14 protein-coding genes are annotated in these 19,512 nt (G+C 50.5%); 6 read left to right on the forward strand and 8 right to left on the reverse strand.

Translation table 11 applies throughout. From position 1 onward, the window contains the following. Window positions 1-175: 175 nt before the first annotated feature. From HMPREF9999_RS09815 to HMPREF9999_RS01360, 8 genes are all read right to left on the reverse strand, one after another. Window positions 176-2,428: a sialidase family protein gene (locus HMPREF9999_RS09815; RefSeq protein WP_009436428.1), complete on the reverse strand. Its 2,253-nt coding sequence runs from the start codon at window positions 2,426-2,428 to the stop codon at window positions 176-178. Beyond that, the gene (locus tag HMPREF9999_RS01330) at window positions 2,404-3,186 is read right to left on the reverse strand and encodes a hypothetical protein (protein ID WP_009436429.1); all 783 of its coding nucleotides are present in this window, start codon (window positions 3,184-3,186) and stop codon (window positions 2,404-2,406) included. The genes HMPREF9999_RS09815 and HMPREF9999_RS01330 overlap by 25 nt, the downstream gene beginning before the upstream one ends. 188 nt (window positions 3,187-3,374) lie before the next feature. Next, window positions 3,375-4,571, reverse strand: a complete 1,197-nt coding sequence (locus HMPREF9999_RS01335) for an acetate/propionate family kinase (RefSeq protein ID WP_009436430.1) — start codon at window positions 4,569-4,571, stop codon at window positions 3,375-3,377. Window positions 4,572-4,783: 212 nt separating this feature from the next. Next, window positions 4,784-5,794: a phosphate acetyltransferase gene (pta, locus tag HMPREF9999_RS01340; RefSeq protein WP_009436432.1), complete on the reverse strand. Its 1,011-nt coding sequence runs from the start codon at window positions 5,792-5,794 to the stop codon at window positions 4,784-4,786. 161 nt (window positions 5,795-5,955) lie between these two features. After that, window positions 5,956-7,485 (reverse strand): arylsulfatase, encoded by a 1,530-nt coding sequence (locus HMPREF9999_RS01345; RefSeq protein ID WP_009436433.1) that lies wholly within the window; start codon window positions 7,483-7,485, stop codon window positions 5,956-5,958. A 68-nt stretch (window positions 7,486-7,553) separates the two neighbouring features. Further along, the gene (locus HMPREF9999_RS01350; protein WP_044062867.1) at window positions 7,554-9,032 is read right to left on the reverse strand and encodes a GEVED domain-containing protein; all 1,479 of its coding nucleotides are present in this window, start codon (window positions 9,030-9,032) and stop codon (window positions 7,554-7,556) included. A 541-nt stretch (window positions 9,033-9,573) separates the two neighbouring features. Then, entirely contained in the window at window positions 9,574-10,224 is a 651-nt protein-coding gene (locus tag HMPREF9999_RS01355) for a hypothetical protein (protein WP_009436436.1), read from the reverse strand. Between the two features lie 99 nt (window positions 10,225-10,323). Then, window positions 10,324-10,554 carry a hypothetical protein gene (locus tag HMPREF9999_RS01360; RefSeq protein ID WP_009436437.1) on the reverse strand — a complete coding sequence of 77 codons (231 nt, stop codon included), beginning with the start codon at window positions 10,552-10,554 and terminating at the stop codon, window positions 10,324-10,326. A 396-nt stretch (window positions 10,555-10,950) separates the two neighbouring features. On the opposite strand from HMPREF9999_RS01360, the gene HMPREF9999_RS01365 reads away from it, so the two are divergent. The 6 genes from HMPREF9999_RS01365 (at window position 10,951) to infB (ending at window position 19,481) form a co-directional block, all read left to right on the forward strand. Further along, the gene (locus tag HMPREF9999_RS01365; protein WP_044062885.1) at window positions 10,951-11,721 is read left to right on the forward strand and encodes a type IV toxin-antitoxin system AbiEi family antitoxin; all 771 of its coding nucleotides are present in this window, start codon (window positions 10,951-10,953) and stop codon (window positions 11,719-11,721) included. Then, on the forward strand, window positions 11,711-12,628 hold the full coding sequence (locus HMPREF9999_RS01370; RefSeq protein WP_009436439.1) for a nucleotidyl transferase AbiEii/AbiGii toxin family protein: 918 nt from the start codon (window positions 11,711-11,713) through the stop codon (window positions 12,626-12,628). Before HMPREF9999_RS01365 ends, HMPREF9999_RS01370 begins: the two co-directional genes overlap by 11 nt. A gap of 151 nt (window positions 12,629-12,779) precedes the next feature. Next, complete coding sequence (locus tag HMPREF9999_RS01375; protein ID WP_009436440.1) at window positions 12,780-13,673, forward strand: BspA family leucine-rich repeat surface protein; 894 nt, start codon at window positions 12,780-12,782, stop codon at window positions 13,671-13,673. 626 nt (window positions 13,674-14,299) lie between these two features. After that, complete coding sequence (gene rimP / locus HMPREF9999_RS01380) at window positions 14,300-14,764, forward strand: ribosome assembly cofactor RimP (protein WP_009436441.1); 465 nt, start codon at window positions 14,300-14,302, stop codon at window positions 14,762-14,764. A gap of 76 nt (window positions 14,765-14,840) precedes the next feature. After that, window positions 14,841-16,109 (forward strand): transcription termination factor NusA, encoded by a 1,269-nt coding sequence (nusA, locus tag HMPREF9999_RS01385; RefSeq protein ID WP_009436442.1) that lies wholly within the window; start codon window positions 14,841-14,843, stop codon window positions 16,107-16,109. A 450-nt stretch (window positions 16,110-16,559) separates the two neighbouring features. Next, window positions 16,560-19,481, forward strand: coding sequence for a translation initiation factor IF-2 (gene infB, locus HMPREF9999_RS01390; RefSeq protein ID WP_410488773.1), 2,922 nt, complete (start codon window positions 16,560-16,562; stop codon window positions 19,479-19,481). Window positions 19,482-19,512 lie beyond the last annotated feature (31 nt).

Raw genomic sequence — 19,512 nt, forward strand, 5'->3', positions numbered from 1 at the left:
GCTTATACTCTAGAAGAATTGTCGATTAGACGTCCTTTGCCGCACGGCTCTAACGTCTACTTTCTAACGTCTAAAAAGGGTCTGACCTTCTCTGTTGCGAAACCGAGGCAAGCGGAACGCAGTGTAGCCGTAGCCGAGCAGAAAGGGTCCGCGACCCTCTAACGTCTAATAACGTCTAGTCTTTAATACTCTTGCCTTGCTTGGTGATGATAAGACCCTTGTGGTTCTTGCCCACTTGACGGCCAGAGAGGTCATACTGCTTTTGTGAAGCAGCAGCCTTCTTAGTACCCTCCTTGGAGAGGTCATGGATGCCAGTGGTAAGACCCGTGTCTTGGATGCGCCAGTGAGAAGGGAGAGACTCCTTACCTACCCAGCACACGAGATTCTTGTCGCGATTCATGTGGAGGTATTTGTAGGTCGCATTCTTACCATTGAGGCAGCGGATGAGGCTTTCGCCATTGCCCAAAGACTCGATGGTGTAGACACCTGCTTCGTTTTGCTTGTCGGTGGTCTTCACCACTTGGTTTTGATTTTGGAGTGGAAGGAGGTAGCGATCCCAAGCCTGGTTGTAGATGTAGTACTGGCCAGGTTGGTTGGGCACTTTGTAGAAGATGAAGAACTGTGTATCATCTGCTTCATCATAAGCATCTACACCCTTTGCTTCGCTGTCGCTAAACTTGAGGTAGTAGCTCTTCTCAGCTTGTTTGTAACCATCGTTTTGGAGATAGTAGAACTTCTTGTCCGAAACTTCATTGAAAGGAGCTTCGTTCACAGAGAGGTTGAAGAGTTCGTACAGCTTCTCAGAGGGATTAGCCAAATAGGTGTTGGCCACTTTCTCCACCATATTGAAGACTTCGGGAGTATACTGACCGAGGTTTTCGCCCACGTTCTTCTTCATCTCAGCCAAGCGAGCCTTGAGCACTTCGGTGCGAAGTTCATTGGCCACAGCAAGCTTTTCGTCAGCGGCATATTCGTATGCACCCTTAGTGATTTGGTCGATGGTGTAGTTCTTGTAGACCTGAGTGTAGCCACCCTTGGTGGAAGGAGCGAAGGTCTCCTCTTCATACATGAAGGCTAGCTTGTTGTCCTTTTGCCAAGCCATGGTAGAATAGGCCGAACCGATGTAGGAAGACATGTGTGCGCCGTCCCAGTCCTTAGCGAAGAGGGCAGACGATCCGAAGTCTTCATAGCCAGCCAACTCTTTGTAGTTGATACCCACGTTGGTGCGACCAGCAGGACCGAAGGGCACAGACTGGAGGGCGAGATACATCTTCTTGCCAGTGGCTTTCTTCACCACGGGAACGATGAGGATTTCACCGTTGCAAGCATTGGCACTCGCCTTGACGAGAGTGCCGTGTGCCATGGTGTCCCAGTAGCCTTCGCCCTTGGCAGAGTCGGTGAAACGGAAGACGTTGAACCAACGGCCATTGCCACGGCGTGAAGACACCACGATAGAGCCATCGGGAAGTTCTTCGCACTTAGGTTCATCGGCATTGTAAGGGATGGCAGGTGTCATGGGATCGCCGAGGATGTGCCAGTTATGTCCGAAGTCGTCGGAATACATCACCCAGTTGGCTATGTTTTGTGGATCCACATTCAAACCGCTCATCACGGCATAGACACGATAGTGGCTGCCTACCTTGGTGCGTTGGCTCTGCATGATGCGACCGCTACCGAAGAACATGGATTCGATTTTGCCACGTGGTGTGGTGCCGTCAAATTGCTTGTAGATTTCTTCGGTGATGTCTTCGCGAGCAGTGAAGGTCTTACCACCATCTTTGGAGTACCAGCGTGCTACACCATTGGGAGTGCCACGGCGAGCATTCCAGAATTTGGTGAAGCCCGATACGCTGAGCACGAGCACATCGTCGCTCTCACGGTCGCCCACGATGGCAGCATCACCAAAACCAGCATCGCGACTCTTGTTGGGATCACCGTCCACCATTCTTCCTGTGCCTTGTGCCACGGGCTTTCCATTGGCATCGGAGAACACAGCAGGAGTGTCCCAGTTGAGGCCATTGTCTTTCGAACGAGTGGCAAAGAGGTCTACACGACCTGCACCTACGTCGCCAGTGCCAGTGTGGCGAGAGTCGCTCACTGCCACGAGCGTACCGGACTGACCAGTAACGGCGATGGCAGGGATGCGATAAGTGACTTTGGAGTCTTTGTTATAGATGTAGAGTTCCTTTTGAGGCTCAAGTTCCACCTTCACGCGCTCCACCACCACTTTCATGTTGGTCACCTTGACAGGAGTGTTATCGCCTAAGATTTCAAAGGAGATAGAGTTGGTCTGACCATCACTTTGCAAATGGAAGTGATGAGGGTCTTTCACCAGCTTGAAGGAGATGTCTTGAGACTTGAAGGATACGTTTTTATCTGCGTTGGCTAGTTGGAGGTCGAGGTCTACGCTCTTGACTGCATAGCCCACAGGAGTGGAGATGACGTAGCTACCACGTTTAGCAGAACCGCTGTGGAGTTGAAGAATGTCTCGACCACATTCATGTTGTTGACACCAGCATTGAGAGTGAGAGGAATGCCACCCTTGTAGGTCCAGAGTGCACGGTAGGTGGCGCTGTTGCCATTGGCCGTGAGCGTACCTGTGGAGGGATTCACATCAATGGTGCCGCTCACAGGGAGGATTTGCAACGAACTACCATGGTCTGCACCTGTGGTCCAGAAGGCGAGCTTGTTGTCGCGGTTGTTCATCTTCCAGCCAGAGTGGCCCTTGAGTTCGATGAAATAGGAGGTCTTGCCAGTGAGTTGATCGCTCTTGCTGATAGTCCATAGGTCTACGTAGCCACCGAGGTTGTTGGCATCCTTGAGCGTCACATAAGAGTTACCGCCAGTGTTGGCACTTTGGGTGGGATCGGCAGCCAACACTTTGGTGGCACCAGCCGCCTTGTTGTAGATGCGATAGCCTTCGGTGTCGTTGCCCACGAAGCACCAGAGGTCGGCATCGGAGAAATCGCTCAAGGCTTTGGTCAAGTCGATTTGACCTTCGGCATTGGGCTTTGAGAGGTAATACTCGTTGGTGCCAATTTGGAGGGTGTACCAAATGGTGTTAGAGGCAAACTTCTGGTCAGCTGTGATTGCCGTTGAGGTGAAGGGTGGGGGAGTGTTAGCTGCCGCTTGTGGAGCGTAGAGCGCAGCAGCCAAAAGGAAAGCGGTAATCGTCTTTTTGATCATGGTAAATTTACTGTGTGTTAAACATTAAACTATTGAACTATGATATAGTGTCCATGGAAGTTATGCATGGACTATCAGAGATTTTCAAAGAGAAGAGGGAGAAAATCGCACAAAACCTTACTGCACAATGTCTGTGAGGAGCCACCGTGCGGTAAGGTTAAGCGATGATTTTCAAAGGGGGAAGCTGCCTATTTAGACACGATGTTGAGCGTGTCGGTGGCGATGAGCAGTTCTTCGTCGGTGGGAACCACCACGACTTTCACACGGCTGTTGGGAGCGGAGATGATTTCTTCCTCACCAAAGTTGGCTTTGTTTTTGTCGTAGTCCAACTCGATGCCCAGGAATTCGAGATTTTTGAGGGCATTGTAGCGCACATCCCATTGGTGTTCGCCCACGCCAGCGGTGAAGACGATGGTGTCCACACCACCCATGGCGGCAGCATAAGCACCGATGTATTTTTTGATGCGGTAGTTGTACATGTCGAGGGCCAACTTGGCGCGCTCGTTGCCTTCTTTCACGCCGTTTTCCACGTCGCGCATGTCGCTGCCGAGACCTGAGATGCCGAGCAGTCCCGACTTTTTGTTGAGGAGGTCTTGCATCTCGTCGGGAGTCTTGCCTTCCTTCTTCATGATGGCGAGCACCACAGAAGCATCAATGTCGCCCGTGCGAGTGCCCATCATGAGGCCTTCGAGGGGTGTGAGTCCCATGGAGGTGTCGATACACTTGCCGTGGTCTACTGCCGAAACGGAAGCACCGTTGCCGATGTGGCAGGTGATGATCTTCTGCTCTTCGGGCTTCACGCCAAGGAGGTGGCACACGCGGTCGGTGACGAAGCGGTGGCTCGTGCCGTGCGCACCCCAGCGACGGATGTTCATCTCCTCGTAGTAGTGGTAGGGCACTGCATACATGTAGGCGTGTGCAGGCATGGTTTGGTGGAAGGAGGTGTCAAACACGAAGACGTTGGGCATGTGTTCCACCACAGCTTTCACAGCGTTGTAGCCTTTGAGGGCAGGAGGGTTGTGGAGGGGAGCAAGGTCCATGAAGGTCTTCCACTCCTCGAGCATGTCGGGGGTGACGAGGCGGCTTTCGGCGAAGCTACCACCTGCTACGATGCGGTGACCGGCAGCGGCGATTTCGTCGATGCTCTTGATGGCACCGTATTGGGGATGGGTGAGGGTGTCGAACATCATCTTGATGCCCTCGGTGTGGGTGGGGCAGTCGAAGTTGAGTTGGAGTTTCTCACCGTTGTGATCGGTGGTTTTGAGGAAAGCTCCTTCTTGACCCACGCGCTCGATGCCGCCTGCTGCGAGCACAGCGCGAGTGTCCATTTCATAGAGCTTATATTTGATAGAACTGCTTCCGCAGTTGATGACGAGAATCTTCATTTTTGTCGTTGTTTTTGACAAGTGAGTCTAGAGAAACTAGAAGAACTAGAAAAACTAGAGGGACTAGAAGTACTAGAAAAACTAGGGGAACTAGAGGGACTAGAGAGTCTAGCCCTCCGAGGAACCGAGCCACTTGTGGCGAGCACAAAAGGGTCTGCGACCCTCTAACGTCTAATGTCTAACGTCTAACGTCTATAAAGGGTCTGCGACCCTTAATTTTGCTTCGCTGCAATAGCTTGGTTAGCGGTGATGGCCACCATCTTGTAGATGTCTTCCACGGAGCAACCGCGAGAGAGGTCATTGACAGGGCGAGCGATACCTTGGAGGATGGGTCCGATGGCTTCGGCACGTCCGAGACGCTCCACGAGCTTGTAGCCAATGTTGCCCACTTCCAAACGAGGCACCACGAGCACGTTGGCCTGACCAGCCACAGGACTACCTGCTGCCTTCAAGTGAGCCACAGAGGGCACGAGCGCAGCATCCGCCTGGAGTTCACCATCGATGTCGAGATCAGGGCGGAGTTCCTTAGCGCGTTCAAAGGCAGTGCGCACCTTGTCCACATCTTCGTGCTTTGCCGAACCATAAGTGGAGAACGAAAGCATGGCCACCTTAGGTTCGATGCAAGCCACCGCGCGAGCAGTGTCGGCAGAGCAAACGGCGATTTGTGCCAACTGCTCAGCATCGGGCACGGGAGTCACCGCCACGTCGCCCATCACGATGACACCATTCGTGCCATATTCGTGCGCTTGCGTGAGGAGCAACATCGCACCGCTCACCACAGAGATGCCAGGAGCCGTCTTGATGATTTGGAGTGCAGGACGAAGCACATCGCCAGTAGTGTTGCGAGCACCCGCCAATTGGCCGTCAGCATCACCAGCTTTGATGATGAGGCAACCGAGATAGAGGGGATTTTCCACGATGGAGCGTGCCGTGTCGATGGTCACGCCCTTCTTGGAGCGGAGTTGCGCAAGCAGTTGCGCATATTCTTCCTTCTTGGGATGTGAAAGCGGATTGATGAGCGTGGCTTTCTCGATGTGAGAAAGACCATTTTTTTGTGCGAGTGCCATGATTTCGGCAGGATCGCCAATAAGGATGAGGTCGGCCACCTCGTCAGCGAGGATGCGGTCGGCTGCTTTGAGGGTGCGTTCTTCCGTGCCTTCTGGGAGAACGATGCGTTGCTTGTTGGCTTTTGCGCGAGCAACGAGCTGTTCGATAAGTGCCATTATTGAGATTTAGATTGGATGCAAAGTGAAAAGCGTGTCGTGCTTAAGGTCATTTCCTGCACGACACGCTGCAAATTTACAAAAAATGGCTGATATAGCCCACTAATCCCCTCATTTTCTATTCTAGACTAAGCAAATAGAGGGGATTAGCTCGGATTCGTTTACTGCTTCTTGGGCAGTGTCACCTTAAATTCGGGCACGGTGGGCGGCGTGTGTTCCTTGTGGATGATGTCCACCATCTTCTTCACCACATCGGGGTGTTGCTTCGCCACATCGTTGTCTTCGTGGAGGTCTTTGCTCAAGTCGTAGAGACTGCAATTACCGTTCTTCACCACGAGCTTCCAGTCGCCCATGCGCACACCCATCATGTTCGTTTCGTGAAACTCCCAATAGAGATGATCGTGCTTCTGCTGCTGGTCGTCCTTGCCCGTGAGGGTGTTGAAGAAGGAGATACCGTCGTAGTAGTCCTTCTCATTGCGCTGATAGGCCTTGGGGAAATCCTTGATGCCTGCCACATCGCAGAAGGTGGGCAACACGTCGTAAAACGCCAACTGGTGGTCGTTCACCTCGCCCGCTGCCACCTTGCCAGGCCAGCGCACGATGAAGGGGATGCGGATGCCGCCCTCGTGGGTGGAGCGTTTCAAGCCCTTGAGCAGACCGTCGCGGTTGAAGAAGGTGGGATCGGCACCGCCCTCTTCGTGAGGACCATTGTCGGAGGTGAAGATCACGATGGTGTTTTCGTCCATGCCCTTCGCCTTGAGCTTGGCGATGATTTCGCCCACCATGAAGTCCAGGCGCGTGATCATAGCGGCAAACTGTGCGTGTGCCTGTTCGGTGCCGTGATAGCGGTTGCCCACTTGGCTGCGGAAGGTGTGCTCTTGGCAGAAATGGTTTTGATACGCCTGCAAAAGGCTGTCGTTGGGCTGTTGCAACTCAGCGTGGGGCAGGGTGTAGGTGAAGATGCCCAAGAAGGGTTGGTCTTTGGTCTGTTTGTCGAGCCAAGCCATCGCCTTTTGGTGGATGAGATCGGCAGAATATTGTGGACGTTTCAAGTAGTCGTCGCTGCCGGGCATGCCATATTTGATGTTCTCCTCGAGCGTCACGCGGTGCGTTTTTTTGTCGCCTCTCGAACGACTGTATTCGTTCAAGAAGTTGGGATAGTAAGCATGCGCCTCAAACTGGCAGATGTAGCCATAATATTCGTCGATGCCACGCTTGTCGGGCGTTGAGGCCGATCCCTCATATCCACCAGCCCATTTGCCAAACATTCCCGTGGTGTAGCCATTCTCTTTGAGGATTTCGGGCAAAATCTTGTGGTTCACATCATAGGGCTCCTGTCCTGCCCAGCCTTCTTCAAAGTCTGAGTTGCGACCATAGAGATTAGGCACATCCTTGCCGCGCCAGTATTCCTTGTTGCCGCGCACGTGGGTGTGTCCGCTGTGCTGTCCCGTCATGAGCGTAGCACGCGAAGGAGCCGACACCGGACTTCCGGCATAAGCCTGCGTGAAGCGCATGCCTTCGGTGGCCATGCGGTCGAGATTGGGGGTGGCGATGTACTTCTGTCCATAGCAAGCCAAGTCGCCATAGCCCATGTCGTCGCACATGATGTAGATGATGTTGGGACGTTGCTGCGCTTGACCAGTCATCGCTGCTAAAGCGCCAAGTCCGAGGAGAGTATATGCTTTTTTCATGATGAGAATGCAGGGGATTATTCCATGATGATGTGTGGAGTCAATGATGACTTTTCTAGCCCAGTCGTTTAGGGCTGCACCACCTTTTTACCGCCCACGATGTACACGCCAGGAGCGTTGGTGGAGGTGGGTCGGCCAGAGAGATCGTAGGTGTGTGCATCGCTACGATTCACCGTGGGGCGATGCACTCCAGTGGGGGCTACCACGTTGAGGAAACCATCGAAGAGGAGGCCCACCACTTCATCATCTGCGCCTGTGAGACCATTGGAGGTGAGGCGGATGCGGAAGCGCGTGTTGCCCTTGAGAGCTGTTTCGGGCACGGTGAACTCAGTGTTGGTGGTGCGCTGCAAAGTGAGGGGTTGTTGCACCTCGAAGATGCCATCGTGGTTCCAGTCGAAATAGAGATAAGCCTTCGCATCTTTGGGCGGAGTTTTGCTGAGTTTAAAACTCAACTTTATCTGCTCTTTCTGTGGCAATTCTGCCGTCTGTCGAGAGAACACCACATGGAGTTCGCGGTCGTTTTTGGCTTTCTCATCGGGATAGTTGATGGAAGCCAACACTTTTGCGCCCTCTTTCGCCTCATCCTTCACACCGAGTGTGAGTGATGTCCACGTGTAGTTGTCGGTGGTGGTGCAGGGATAATCATAGATCTGCAAGCGGCGCATGAGGGGGGTGCGCTGTGCCATGAAGCGGAAGCGCGTTTCGCCACCGAGTTTCACGCGCTGGTGAGCCGCGTTTTCCCATCCGAAGAAGCCCGTGAGTTCGTCTTCCACGATGCTCCAGGCTTCGCTCTCGTTGAGAGTTTTGTGGTTGGTGCCGTGGTGGAGTCTATATCCCCCTTTTGAGTTGCCCTGTCCCTCCATGTAGAAGGACGTTTCGCCCTCCGCTGCTTCGGGAGTGGTCCAGGAGAAATCGCCATCGCCATTCACCTGCAACCATCGGCCCATCTCATCGACTAGGGCATAGAGGCGGTCTTTTCCCGTGAGGAAGGGGCGCACCTCGTAGGTGTCGGTCGTCGCCACAGGCCACCAGTAGGAGTTTACATTGTTGTTGCCCGCCTGCCAGGCCACCACGAGGCTTGTGCCGCCTTTGCGGTTGAGTCCCATCGGTGTTTTGGAGCGGTCGCTGTAGTTGGGCACGTCGGTCGAAGAGAGTGTCCATGCGCCAGCGGTCTTCGCTTTCGCGTTGGGAGCCACAAAATAAGCCACGGGCATAGTGGAAGTAGCGATCGCAGTTTTCCCAGCCTCTCCGGTGGCAATGGTGGAGGCGAGATAGCGACGAGTGGCGGTGTTTTGTACGTAATACACGTCTTGTTGTCCCTCCACAGGGATAAACTTCCAGAATTGGCGGCGAGCGTTGTCTTGCGGAGCCACCATGAGGTTGTGCTCATCGTTTTCGGTGATAAAGACTTGTGCATCGGGAGCCGACTGGATGCGATAAACGAGTTCAGCAGATAGCGGGCCGCTAGTAGCTTTTTGCGCATGAACCGTCACCGCAGTGGCAAAACAGACGATGGCACTCATGGCATAATGGAGGGAATGGTGCATGGTGTGTGAAAGAAATGTAGTGTCATGGGAGGACTTCCAGCCCCATAAGCCGATAGGCAAAGGGAGGAAGCGATGGGAATCCTCATGAAGGGGGATGTAAACTCTGTCTTCGTCAGGCCTTCCGTGAGTCGTTGTTTCTCATGATGCAGGGGCTTCAAGAGAAAAAAAGGAGAAAAATTCAAGTGAAAATCCAAAGTGAGAGTTTCATTTGAAGTGCAGCAAAATTACAATACTTTGTGCGTTTGAGCAAGTTTTTAGGGCGATAATGCAATGTCTGCATGAGAATTTTGCCCATCAGCAGGTGAAGAAGCGCGCTAATCTTTACCTGTTTTTATCTTGCCTTGGAGCAAGAACGTCACATAGCTCCGTTGTCCTCCCTATTCAGAGCTACAAGTCGAGAGACAACATAGGCTGAAATCCTACGCGAGGGTTTCAGCCTATATTTTTTGTTGCCTTCAGAGAGGCTAGCACACAGCAGTTCGCCTACAGGAAGGTGCGGAAGTGCTGCATAGCGCGAAGGCAGATGGCAACAATACCACCATTATTCTGACTCTTCCTTATAAAGATTGATATATTCCATCACAATTTCAATCGCCTCAGGGCGCATGTCTTTAATCTGCGGACTGTTGATGTGATGGGTCATAGACGTATAAATCTTTCCCCATCGTTGGGGATTGTCCAAACAGGTCTGAGCATACACCAGTCCCATTGCCATCATAAACGACTGGCGGTCTCTGATTGGTTTCAACATCGCCTGCTGCATCAAACTAAACATGCCCTTCGAGTCGAAATAGTTGGACATGGCATACATATACACCAGCACCGCCATCTGCTCACTGGAGACATAGTAGAACAGATCTTTTTTGGTGAGAAACTTTTTTTCCTCAATGCCAAACTTTGCTTTGGGGAAATGGTTGAAGCAATACCGCAGATAGTCCGTGTAGGTAGAGAGTCCCTCCATGCGCCAGCCCACCGCATTGATTAGGGCTAGTTTCACATCGAGAGGATTGTCTTCGTCAAACAAGTAGGCTTTGGCCTCATTTGACAGCTTACCAGGATTTTTCGCTGCTGCTGCCACGATGGGGACATCCAAATAGGCCTTGTAAAAATCGGTCGAGGTCAGCGGAGAGTCTGCGAAACACAGTTGGAAAGCAGACATCATCATGAGCAATACTAAAACTAGCTTCTTCATGTTTTCTAATGATTGATAGGGTTATCATGCGGTCGCATCCTCCTTTCTCCTTATCCTTCTCTTGTGTGTGTTTATGGGGTGGTGTGATAAGCAAAAAAATCAAGGCGTTGCATTCTTTGCAGCAAATCTACAAGATATTACGCGTTTGACCAAGTTTTTAAGGTGGAAAATGCCCTGCCCCGTTTTTACTTTGGAAAATAATAGCCCCATGAGAGTTTTACCCCTCCTTCCTTGAAAGGACTTTATTCTTGCAAGATACCTCAGAAAATCTCCTTCCTTTTCCCTCTTCTCTCCGACTTTTTTTGGAAAATCTCCAAGCAATTTTCTCAAATCTCCGTGATTTTTTATTTTTTCTCTGCGATTTTTAGTGCTTTCTCCGAGCTTAAATTTTAGAGATTAGCAACTAGACCTGATACGTAATCCATCAGAGAGCTAGTGCAGTTGGGTTCTCCCCCACATGGTTCTTCGCTCTAACGTCTAATGTCTAATGTCTAATGTCTAAAACATACGTTAGAGGTCGCATATCCCCCTTTTTCTGTATATCAAAATACAATTCTTCGGGATTTCGTCATTCGATGACAGATAAGCAGCATAAAGCAAGGGTTGAAAATATTGCATGGCAATAAACAAAGAGTATATTATCCAATGATTTTATCAACCAATAACTTGCGGGAATGAATGAAAATGAATATCTTTGCGGTTGAAAATATGCAGTTAAGATATACTATGAGTGTAGTTTCAAGTACAAAAATCAACCAATTACTAAGGGATACTTCTCCTTCAGGGTTAATATTCTCCGATTGGATGAGACATCACGGCTACTCCCCCCAACTCCAAAAGCGGTATAGAGATTGCGGCTGGCTATCAAGTTTATCAAAGGGGGTGATGTATAGAACGGGGAGCAAGTTGCGCGCTTATGATGCAATAGCCTCTTATAATAAGCAGATGGACAAGAATGTTTGTATTGCTGCTGTGTCTGCTCTGGAATACGCGGGCTTCAATCACTTTGTCCCTATGGGTAAACCAGTTCTGTCGATTACACTTGAGAATGAACGTCTCGCTCCTATCTGGATGAAAAGTGATCTCTTTGATATGACATTTCGTCCATTGACGATAAACATCTTCAAAAATAAGTCGATTATTAAAAAGGAGGTTGAAAGCGGTGTTCTTTTTATTTCTTCCCCTGAGCAGGCATTTTTGGAATGCCTCGCTTGTACACCGAAGTATTATAATTACATGGATCTTTACTATATCATGGAACAGCTGACCACGCTCCGTTCTGATGTTTTACAGGTTTTATTGGAGAACATGACGAATTTCAGTGTCAAGCGTATGTTCTTGTATATGGCAGAGAAAGCAGGACACTATTGGTTTGATGAACTGAACCTTGAGGCAATAGATTTGGGAACATCTAAACTACAGCTGGTCGGTAAGGGCGTTTATATCGCCAAGTATCGAATCACTATCCCTAAAGAATTAAAGGATTATGAAGGATAGATACAAGAAGCAGATGGAGTTGCTCATCAGAATTATGCCATCAGTATATCGCATTAAAGAATTTGCAGTGCATGGAGGAACGGCTATCAATCTGTTCTACAAGAATATGCCACGCTATTCAGTGGATATAGACCTCACCTATATCCCGATAGAAGACAGGGAATTGAGTCTACAAACTATCAACGCAAGGTTAGAGGACGTAAAGCGTAATATAGAAAGAACTATTCCAGGAATCGTCGTAACGCCAAAACCCAAGGTGTGGAAACTTCTCTGTACCCTTGGTGGTGCTACTGTAAAAATTGAGGTCAACGGAACCAAACGAGGGATAATCGGCAGCACTATTGATAAGCCACTTTGCCAGAAAGCTGTTCAGGAGTTTAATATGGGATGCAAAGCTCGTACGGTATCTTTTAGCCAACTCTATGGTGGAAAGATCTGTGCGGCATTAAGCAGGCAGCATCCAAGAGATTTGTTTGATTGCCGATATATGGAACTAACTTCCTTTGACGAAGTAAAAGATGGTTTCATGCTTTGTCTGCTGGGCAGCGACAAGCCCATCATAGAGTCTTTAGTCCCCAATGAGATTGACCAGACTGAAGCACTAGAGAAACAGTTTGAAGGGATGTCTAATACTCCATTTACCTATGAAGACTACCTCCATGCTCGTAGAGAACTGATCAAGTTGGTTCAGGATGGCCTGACAAGCCAAGATAAGGATTTTCTGGTTTCATTCGAGTCTGGGACACCCAAATGGGAATTATGTACAGCAGGCAATCTCTCTGCTTTCCCATCCGTTCAGTGGAAACTACAGAATATCAGAAAACTTAAATCGTTGAATCCCCAAAAGTTCGAGCAGAGCATTAAAAAGTTGGCTGACTTTTTGACCTATCATAGCAACGGAATGTAAGCCGTTTTATTAAATACGCCATTGTGGCCACAATCAGACTACAGGAAAAAAGCAAGAACATGTAAAACGAGAAAAGCCAGAAGCCCCTCAACAAATAGACTCTCGAAGCACCACATTTACTCCCCCTCCCCCCCCAAAAAAAAACTACAAGATGCAAAACAACATCCAAGAAGCCTACGTGCACCGCAGTGCAGACAAAAAGATACTCACTTTCTATTACGACACCCTCCGTGCTGAACGCGACGGCACAACGTGGGGGATAGGCGAGACAAAAGAAGATTCTTTTTCTAAATACTACGCTTGGACGGGCACTTTTGAATCTCCCAATACATCCGTTCTTTCTGCTGTGTTTGATGCTTCGTTCCGGGAGTTTCGTCCTACCACCACGGCAGGATGGTTTCTATGTTTCCCATGGCTTAAAAGCATCGAAGGACTGGAATACCTCAACACCTCGAAGGTGACGGACATGAGCGGTATGTTTTTGGGATGTTCATCGCTGACTGAGATTGATTTCTCCCACTTTGACACCTCGCAAGTGACGAATATGAATGGTATGTTCATGGAGTGTTCCTCTCTGACTGCGCTAGACCTTTCGAGCTTCAACACTGCAAAGGTGACCAATATGGGAGCGATGTTCTCCGATTGCTCATCTCTGACCACTCTCGACCTCTCTGGATTCGACACGTCGAAGGTGACGGACATGAGCTATATGTTCATGGTTTGTTCCAATCTGACCACACTAAACCTTTCCCACTTCGACACGTCGAAGGTGACGACCATGTACAAGATGTTCGTAGCTTGCTCCTCTCTTACCGAGATTGACCTCTCTGGCTTCGACATTTCCCAGGTGGAGATTATATGTGAGATGTTCTGTGGGTGCTCTGCTCTGACCACGATTTATTGCAACTCCTCTTGGCGCTGCGATGACTCGAAAGATATGTTCCACAAATGTCTCTCCCTCCGCGGTGCCGTGGCTTATGACGAATCAAAAACAGATGCTAGCATGGCTAACCCCGAAAGGGGATACTTTACGATTAGACGTTAGAGATTAGAGGTTAGACGTTAGAAGTTAGACGTTAGACGTTAGAGCCATGCGGAGGGGAGTCCATCGCGCCAGCCCTCTAATGTCTAACTTCTAACGTCTAATGTCTAAAACAGACGTTAGAGGGGTCACAGACCCTTTCTGCTCGGGGTCGCAGACCCTTTTATGCTCGCCACGACAAGTGTGGCTCGGGCTAGCGCGGTTGGGCTAGACTCCCTAGAAAAACTAGAATATCTAGAGAAACTAGAAGAACTAGAACATCTACAAAAACTAGAGTAACAAGCCACTTTCTCAAGGAGATGAGCCAGAAAAGAGGGGAAATGTGCCTCTTTTGTGCAAAAAAATGGTTTACTCTTGGCTGTTTTACAGAAAAAACGTATATTTGCAGTGATAAATGACGTGAGGGGCTCGAATGAAGCTCCTCACTTCTGTCTATAAAGGGGCATCTAGATGTTAGACATTAGACGTTAGAGGGTCATAGACCCTTTTATGCTCGCCACGACAAGCGTGGCTCGGGCTTCAGACGTTTCTTCTAGACGTTAGATATTAGACGTTAGATATTAGACGTTAGAGGGTCTCTAGTGCATCTATCCTCTGTCCCTCCACAAACAGCAATAATTGCCCACTGAATGATCAGTAAAACCGTAGTACAACAACTTATCGACCAATGGCTCGAGGATAAAGATTATTTTCTCGCCGACTTGTCGATCAATGGTGACAAAATCCTGGTGGAAATCGACCATGCCGAAGGGGTGTGGATCGAAGACTGCGTGTCGCTCTCTCGCTTCATCGAGCAGGGACTCGACCGCGATGAAGAAGACTTTGACCTCGAAGTAGGTTCGGCCGGTATCGGACAGCCCTTCAAGGTGCTTCAACAATATGAAATCCACTTGGGCGACGAGGTGGAAATCCTCACCACCACGGGCAAGAAACTCCAAGGTCGCCTCACCGCCGCTTCGGCCGAAGAAATCTCTATCGTGCAGCAAGTGAAGGTGAAAGCCGAAGGCGAAAAGCGTCCACACCTCGAGGAGGTGGAAACTAAACTCCCCATGAGTGAGGTGAAATGGACGAAACTCTACATTGATTTCAAATAAAAAGCAGCAGACACGCAGGGTACCACCACGCACGACGTGAACGAAGCTCTGCAACTGCCGTTTCCACATATATTATATGGCCAAAAAGCAAATCCCCGAAATGAGTCTCATCGACACCTTCGCTGAGTTCAACGAGACCAAACACATCGATAGCACCACTCTCTTGGCTGTGCTCGAAGAGAGTTTTCGCAGTGTCATCGCCAAAATCTTTGGCACCGATGAGAATTTCACCGTTGTGGTGAACCCCGACAAGGGCGACTTTGAAATTACCCGTAGCCGCGAAATCGTGGCTGATGGTGAGGTGGAGGATGAAAACAAGCAGATTGCGCTCTCCGAAGCACAAAAGATTGAGCCCGACTTTGAAGTGGGTGAAGAGGTGAGTGAGCACATCGAGTTTGCTTCCTTCGGACGACGTGCAATTTTGACCCTTCGTCAGACGCTCGCTTCCAAAATCCTTGAACTCGAACACGACACCTTATATAATAAGTATATCGATCGTGTGGGCGAAATCATTTCGGCTGAGGTCTACCAAACGTGGAAGAACGAAACGCTCCTCGTGGACGACGACAAAAATGACCTCCTTCTGCCCAAGAAGGAACAAATCCCACGCGACTTCTTCCGTAAGGGCGACCGCGTGCAGGCTGTCATCGACCGTGTGGACAACAATAATGGTAATCCCAAGATTTACCTCTCGCGCACCAGCCCCATGTATTTGCGCCAGCTCCTTCGTCGCGAAATCCCTGAAATCGCAGAAGGTGTGATTGTGCTTCACGATGTGGCTCGTATTCCTGGCGAACGTGCCAAGATTTCGGTGGAGAGCTACGACCCCAACATCGACCCCGTAGGTTCTTGTGTGGGTGTGGGCGGTAACCGTATCAGTGGTATCGTGCGCGAACTCAAAAACGAAAATATCGACGTCATTCCCTTCACCACCAACTCGATGCTCTACATCCAGCGTGCACTCAACCCAGCACGTGTGAACAACATCGTGATCAACGAAGAAGAAAAGCGCGCCGAGGTGTTCTTGGCTCCTGACCAAGTGAGCCTTGCCATCGGTAAGGGAGGACAAAACATCAAACTCGCATCCATGCTCACGGGCTACACCATCGACGTGTTCCGCGAGGTGGAAGGCGCAGAAGAAGTGGACGACATCTATTTGGACGAATTTTCTGACGAAATCGACCAATGGGTTATCGATGCCATCAAGCAGATGGGCTTGCGCACAGCGCGTGAAGTGCTCAATGCACCTCGCGACATGATTGTCGAAAAGGCCGATCTCGAAGAAGACACCGTAGACCACTTGCTCGCAGTGCTCCGCGCTGAGTTTGACGAATCCGCATCTTAATGCCTCTGCGGCTCGACCTAACCACATAAATTAGGGCGAGCCGCAAAGAGCTGTTTGGAGGTGGGGGCTTATCTCACTCCATTTTACACCTCGAGATACTCCGTCAAAGAGTTGAAGATGAGGTAGATGATGCCCCACACAAGGCGATAGCCCAAGGCGAGTCTTGCGACAAACTCCAGCAGCCCTCTTATGTTTCACCGATTTATCCCGAAGCGGTCATTAGATCCTGAACAGATTTTATTTGATTGTTGAGCAGTTTGTTTTTCGTTTGCTCGATGGCGTAGCGGGCTACGTCGAGAACGAACAAGAAACAAAATGCCAACCAGAAAATGAAAGATGACAGGAAGTTATCTATTCCATTTCCAGTAGCACTTTTACGGTCTAATGACCGATTTGGGTTTAACCCTTCGTCAAACCAGCAAGCCTGCTTCCATCACCCCAAATATACACATGAGATTAAACAAAGTAATCAAAGAACTCAACGTCTCCATCCAACGTGTGGCAGACACCCTCAAAGATCACGGTATTGATGGCGAAATTACGCTCAACACCAAAATCACTGAGGAACAATACGAAACCTTGAAAAAAACCTTTGCCGACGATATCAACCGCAAAGAAGAAGCTGAAAAACGCTTTCATAATCGTCGCGAAGACAAGCGTGCGGCCAAAGAGTCGGATGCTGCTCCCGCTGTGGGCGATGGACAAGACGAAGCTAAGGACGCTCCTGCGCCCAAGGCCGAAACGTCATCTGCACCTGCTGAGCCTAGTGTCCAAGAAGCTCCTGCTGCTCAAGAAGTGGCGGCTGCTGAGGCCGACAACAATGCCGAAGGAGGTTTGAAGGTGGTGGGACACATCGACCTCGATGCTTTCAAAAAGCCTGCTAAAAAGACCAAGGAAAAGGTGGCTAAGGCTGAACCTAAAGCTGAGCCTAAGGCTAAGGTCGAAAAGAAGGAAACTGCTGCTGAGGCTCCCAAGGCTGAGCCTGCACCCCAAGAAGCTCCTGCTGCTGAGGTGAAAGCTGCCGAACCTGCTGCTCCCGTAGAAAATGCGCAGAAAGAAACTGCTGCTGAGGTGGCGCCTGCTGAAGCGGCCAGTGCTCTCGGTGCTGAAAATGGAGATGGTGTGTTCAAACTCAACTCTGAACCTCGCCTCACTGGCCCTAAGGTGCTTGGCACAGTGGATCTCTCGGCCATCAATGGCAGCACTCGCCCTAAGAAGAAGACTAAAGAAGAGCGCAAGAAAGAGCGCGATGGCAAGAAGCGCAACCGCATCGGCAACGAACGTGTGGATGTGAGTGCTGAAGCCAAAAAGAACAATAATGGCCAAGGTGGCCACAACGGCAAGGGTGGACAAAACAATGGTCATCCCGGCCAAAACCAACAAAACCGCAACCAACAACAAGGTGGCGGCAAGGGTGGTAAGAAGGGCAAGAAGGGCAACAATGCTCCTGTCACTCCACCTAGCGACGAAGATGTGGCAAAGCAGGTGAAAGAAACGCTCGCTCGTCTTCAAGCCAAGGGTGCCAACAAGGGTAAGGGTGCGAAATACCGCCGTGAGAAGCGTGATGCTGCTCGTGAACGCCACGAGGAAGACATGATGCGCCGCGATGCTGAAAGCCGCGTGTTGAAGCTCACCGAGTTTGTGACGGCCAACGAATTGGCAACGATGATGGATGTCCCTGTGACACAAGTCATCGGCACGTGCATGAGCATTGGTATCATGGTGTCTATCAACCAGCGTCTTGACCAAGAAACCATCGAAATGGTGGCTGAAGAATTTGGTTTCACCACTGAGTTCGTGTCGGCCGAAGTGCAAGAAGCCATCGTAGAAGAGGTGGACAATGAAGAAGATCTCCTCCAGCGCGCGCCTATTGTCACTGTGATGGGTCACGTAGACCACGGTAAGACTTCGCTTCTCGACCACATCCGCAATGCCAACGTCATCGCTGGTGAGGCAGGTGGTATCACCCAGCACATCGGTGCTTACAACGTGAAGCTCAAGAATGGTCGCGAAATCACCTTCCTCGACACCCCTGGTCACGAAGCCTTCACCGCTATGCGTGCTCGTGGTGCTCAGGTCACCGACATCGCCATCATCATCATTGCTGCCGACGACAACGTGATGCCACAGACCAAGGAAGCCATCAACCACGCTGTGGCTGCTGGTGTGCCCATCGTCTTCGCCATCAACAAAATCGACAAACCCGGTGCTAACCCCGATGCCATCAAGACTACCTTGGCTTCGATGAACTTCCTCGTGGAAGAGTGGGGTGGTAAGTACCAATCGCAAGACATCTCTGCGAAGTCGGGTCTTGGCATCTACGAACTCCTCGAAAAAGTGCTCCTCGAAGCCGACCTCCTCGACCTCAAAGCTAATCCTAACCGCCGTGCTGTCGGCACCGTCATCGAAAGTTCGCTCGACAAGGGTCGTGGCTATGTGTCCACAGTCCTCGTCAGCAACGGTACGCTCCGTCAAGGTGATATCCTCGTGGCTGGTACGCACAACGGCCGTGTGAAGGCACTCTTCAATGAACGTGGTGTTCGTGTGGAAGAAGTGGCTCCTGCTCACGCAGCCACAGTCCTCGGTTTTAATGGTGCGCCACAAGCTGGTGACCAGTTCAACGTGATGGAGACCGAACAAGAAGCTCGCGAAATCGCCAACAAGCGTCTTCAACTCCAGCGCGAACAAAACCTCCGCACCTCTAAGATGCTCACCCTCGATGAGATCGGTCGCCGCTTGAAACTCGGTGACTACCAAGAACTCAACATCGTGGTGAAGGGTGACGTGGACGGTTCTGTACAGGCTTTGAGCGACTCGTTCATCAAGCTCTCCACAGAGTCCATCGCCATCAACGTGATCCACAAGGGTGTGGGACAAATCTCCGAAAACGATGTCACCCTCGCTGCGGCTTCCAAGGCCGTTATCGTGGGCTTCCAGGTGCGTCCTTCGGCTGGTGCGCGCAAGCTCGCCGAGAAGGAGGGTGTAGACATCCGTCTCTATTCTATCATCTACGATGCCATCGAAGAGGTGAAGGAGGCTATGGAAGGTATGCTCAAGCCTATCGTGAAGGAAGAAATCACCGCTATGGTGGAAGTTCGCCAAGTGTTCCACATCTCGAAGGTGGGCTACATCGCTGGTGCCTACGTGGTGGACGGAAAGGTGTCACGCTCCAACAAGGCCCGCCTCATCCGCGATGGTGTGGTGGTCTTCACAGGCGACATCGCTGCCCTCAAACGCTTCAAGGACGACGTCAAAGAAGTTACTACCAACTTTGAGTGCGGTATCTCCCTCCAAGGCTGCAACGACATCAAGGAAGGCGATATGATCGAAACCTACCAAGAGGTCGAAATTAAACAGAAGCTCAATAATTAGACGTTAGAGGGGTCGCAGACCCTTTCTCGCT

The organism is Alloprevotella sp. oral taxon 473 str. F0040 (genome assembly GCF_000318095.2).
Taxonomy (GTDB): Bacteria; Bacteroidota; Bacteroidia; order Bacteroidales; family Bacteroidaceae; genus Alloprevotella.

Bases quoted from the DNA above. Each gene is read 5' to 3' on its own strand.
- HMPREF9999_RS01330 (WP_009436429.1), bottom strand. From the start codon at position 3,186: ATGATCAAAAAGACGATTACCGCTTTCCTTTTGGCTGCTGCGCTCTAC.
- HMPREF9999_RS01335 (WP_009436430.1), bottom strand. From the start codon at position 4,571: ATGAAGATTCTCGTCATCAACTGCGGAAGCAGTTCTATCAAATATAAG.
- pta (WP_009436432.1), bottom strand. From the start codon at position 5,794: ATGGCACTTATCGAACAGCTCGTTGCTCGCGCAAAAGCCAACAAGCAA.
- HMPREF9999_RS01345 (WP_009436433.1), bottom strand. From the start codon at position 7,485: ATGAAAAAAGCATATACTCTCCTCGGACTTGGCGCTTTAGCAGCGATG.
- HMPREF9999_RS01350 (WP_044062867.1), bottom strand. From the start codon at position 9,032: ATGCACCATTCCCTCCATTATGCCATGAGTGCCATCGTCTGTTTTGCC.
- HMPREF9999_RS01355 (WP_009436436.1), bottom strand. From the start codon at position 10,224: ATGAAGAAGCTAGTTTTAGTATTGCTCATGATGATGTCTGCTTTCCAA.
- HMPREF9999_RS01365 (WP_044062885.1), top strand. From the start codon at position 10,951: ATGAGTGTAGTTTCAAGTACAAAAATCAACCAATTACTAAGGGATACT.
- HMPREF9999_RS01370 (WP_009436439.1), top strand. From the start codon at position 11,711: ATGAAGGATAGATACAAGAAGCAGATGGAGTTGCTCATCAGAATTATG.
- HMPREF9999_RS01375 (WP_009436440.1), top strand. From the start codon at position 12,780: ATGCAAAACAACATCCAAGAAGCCTACGTGCACCGCAGTGCAGACAAA.
- rimP (WP_009436441.1), top strand. From the start codon at position 14,300: ATGATCAGTAAAACCGTAGTACAACAACTTATCGACCAATGGCTCGAG.
- nusA (WP_009436442.1), top strand. From the start codon at position 14,841: ATGGCCAAAAAGCAAATCCCCGAAATGAGTCTCATCGACACCTTCGCT.
- infB (WP_410488773.1), top strand. From the start codon at position 16,560: ATGAGATTAAACAAAGTAATCAAAGAACTCAACGTCTCCATCCAACGT.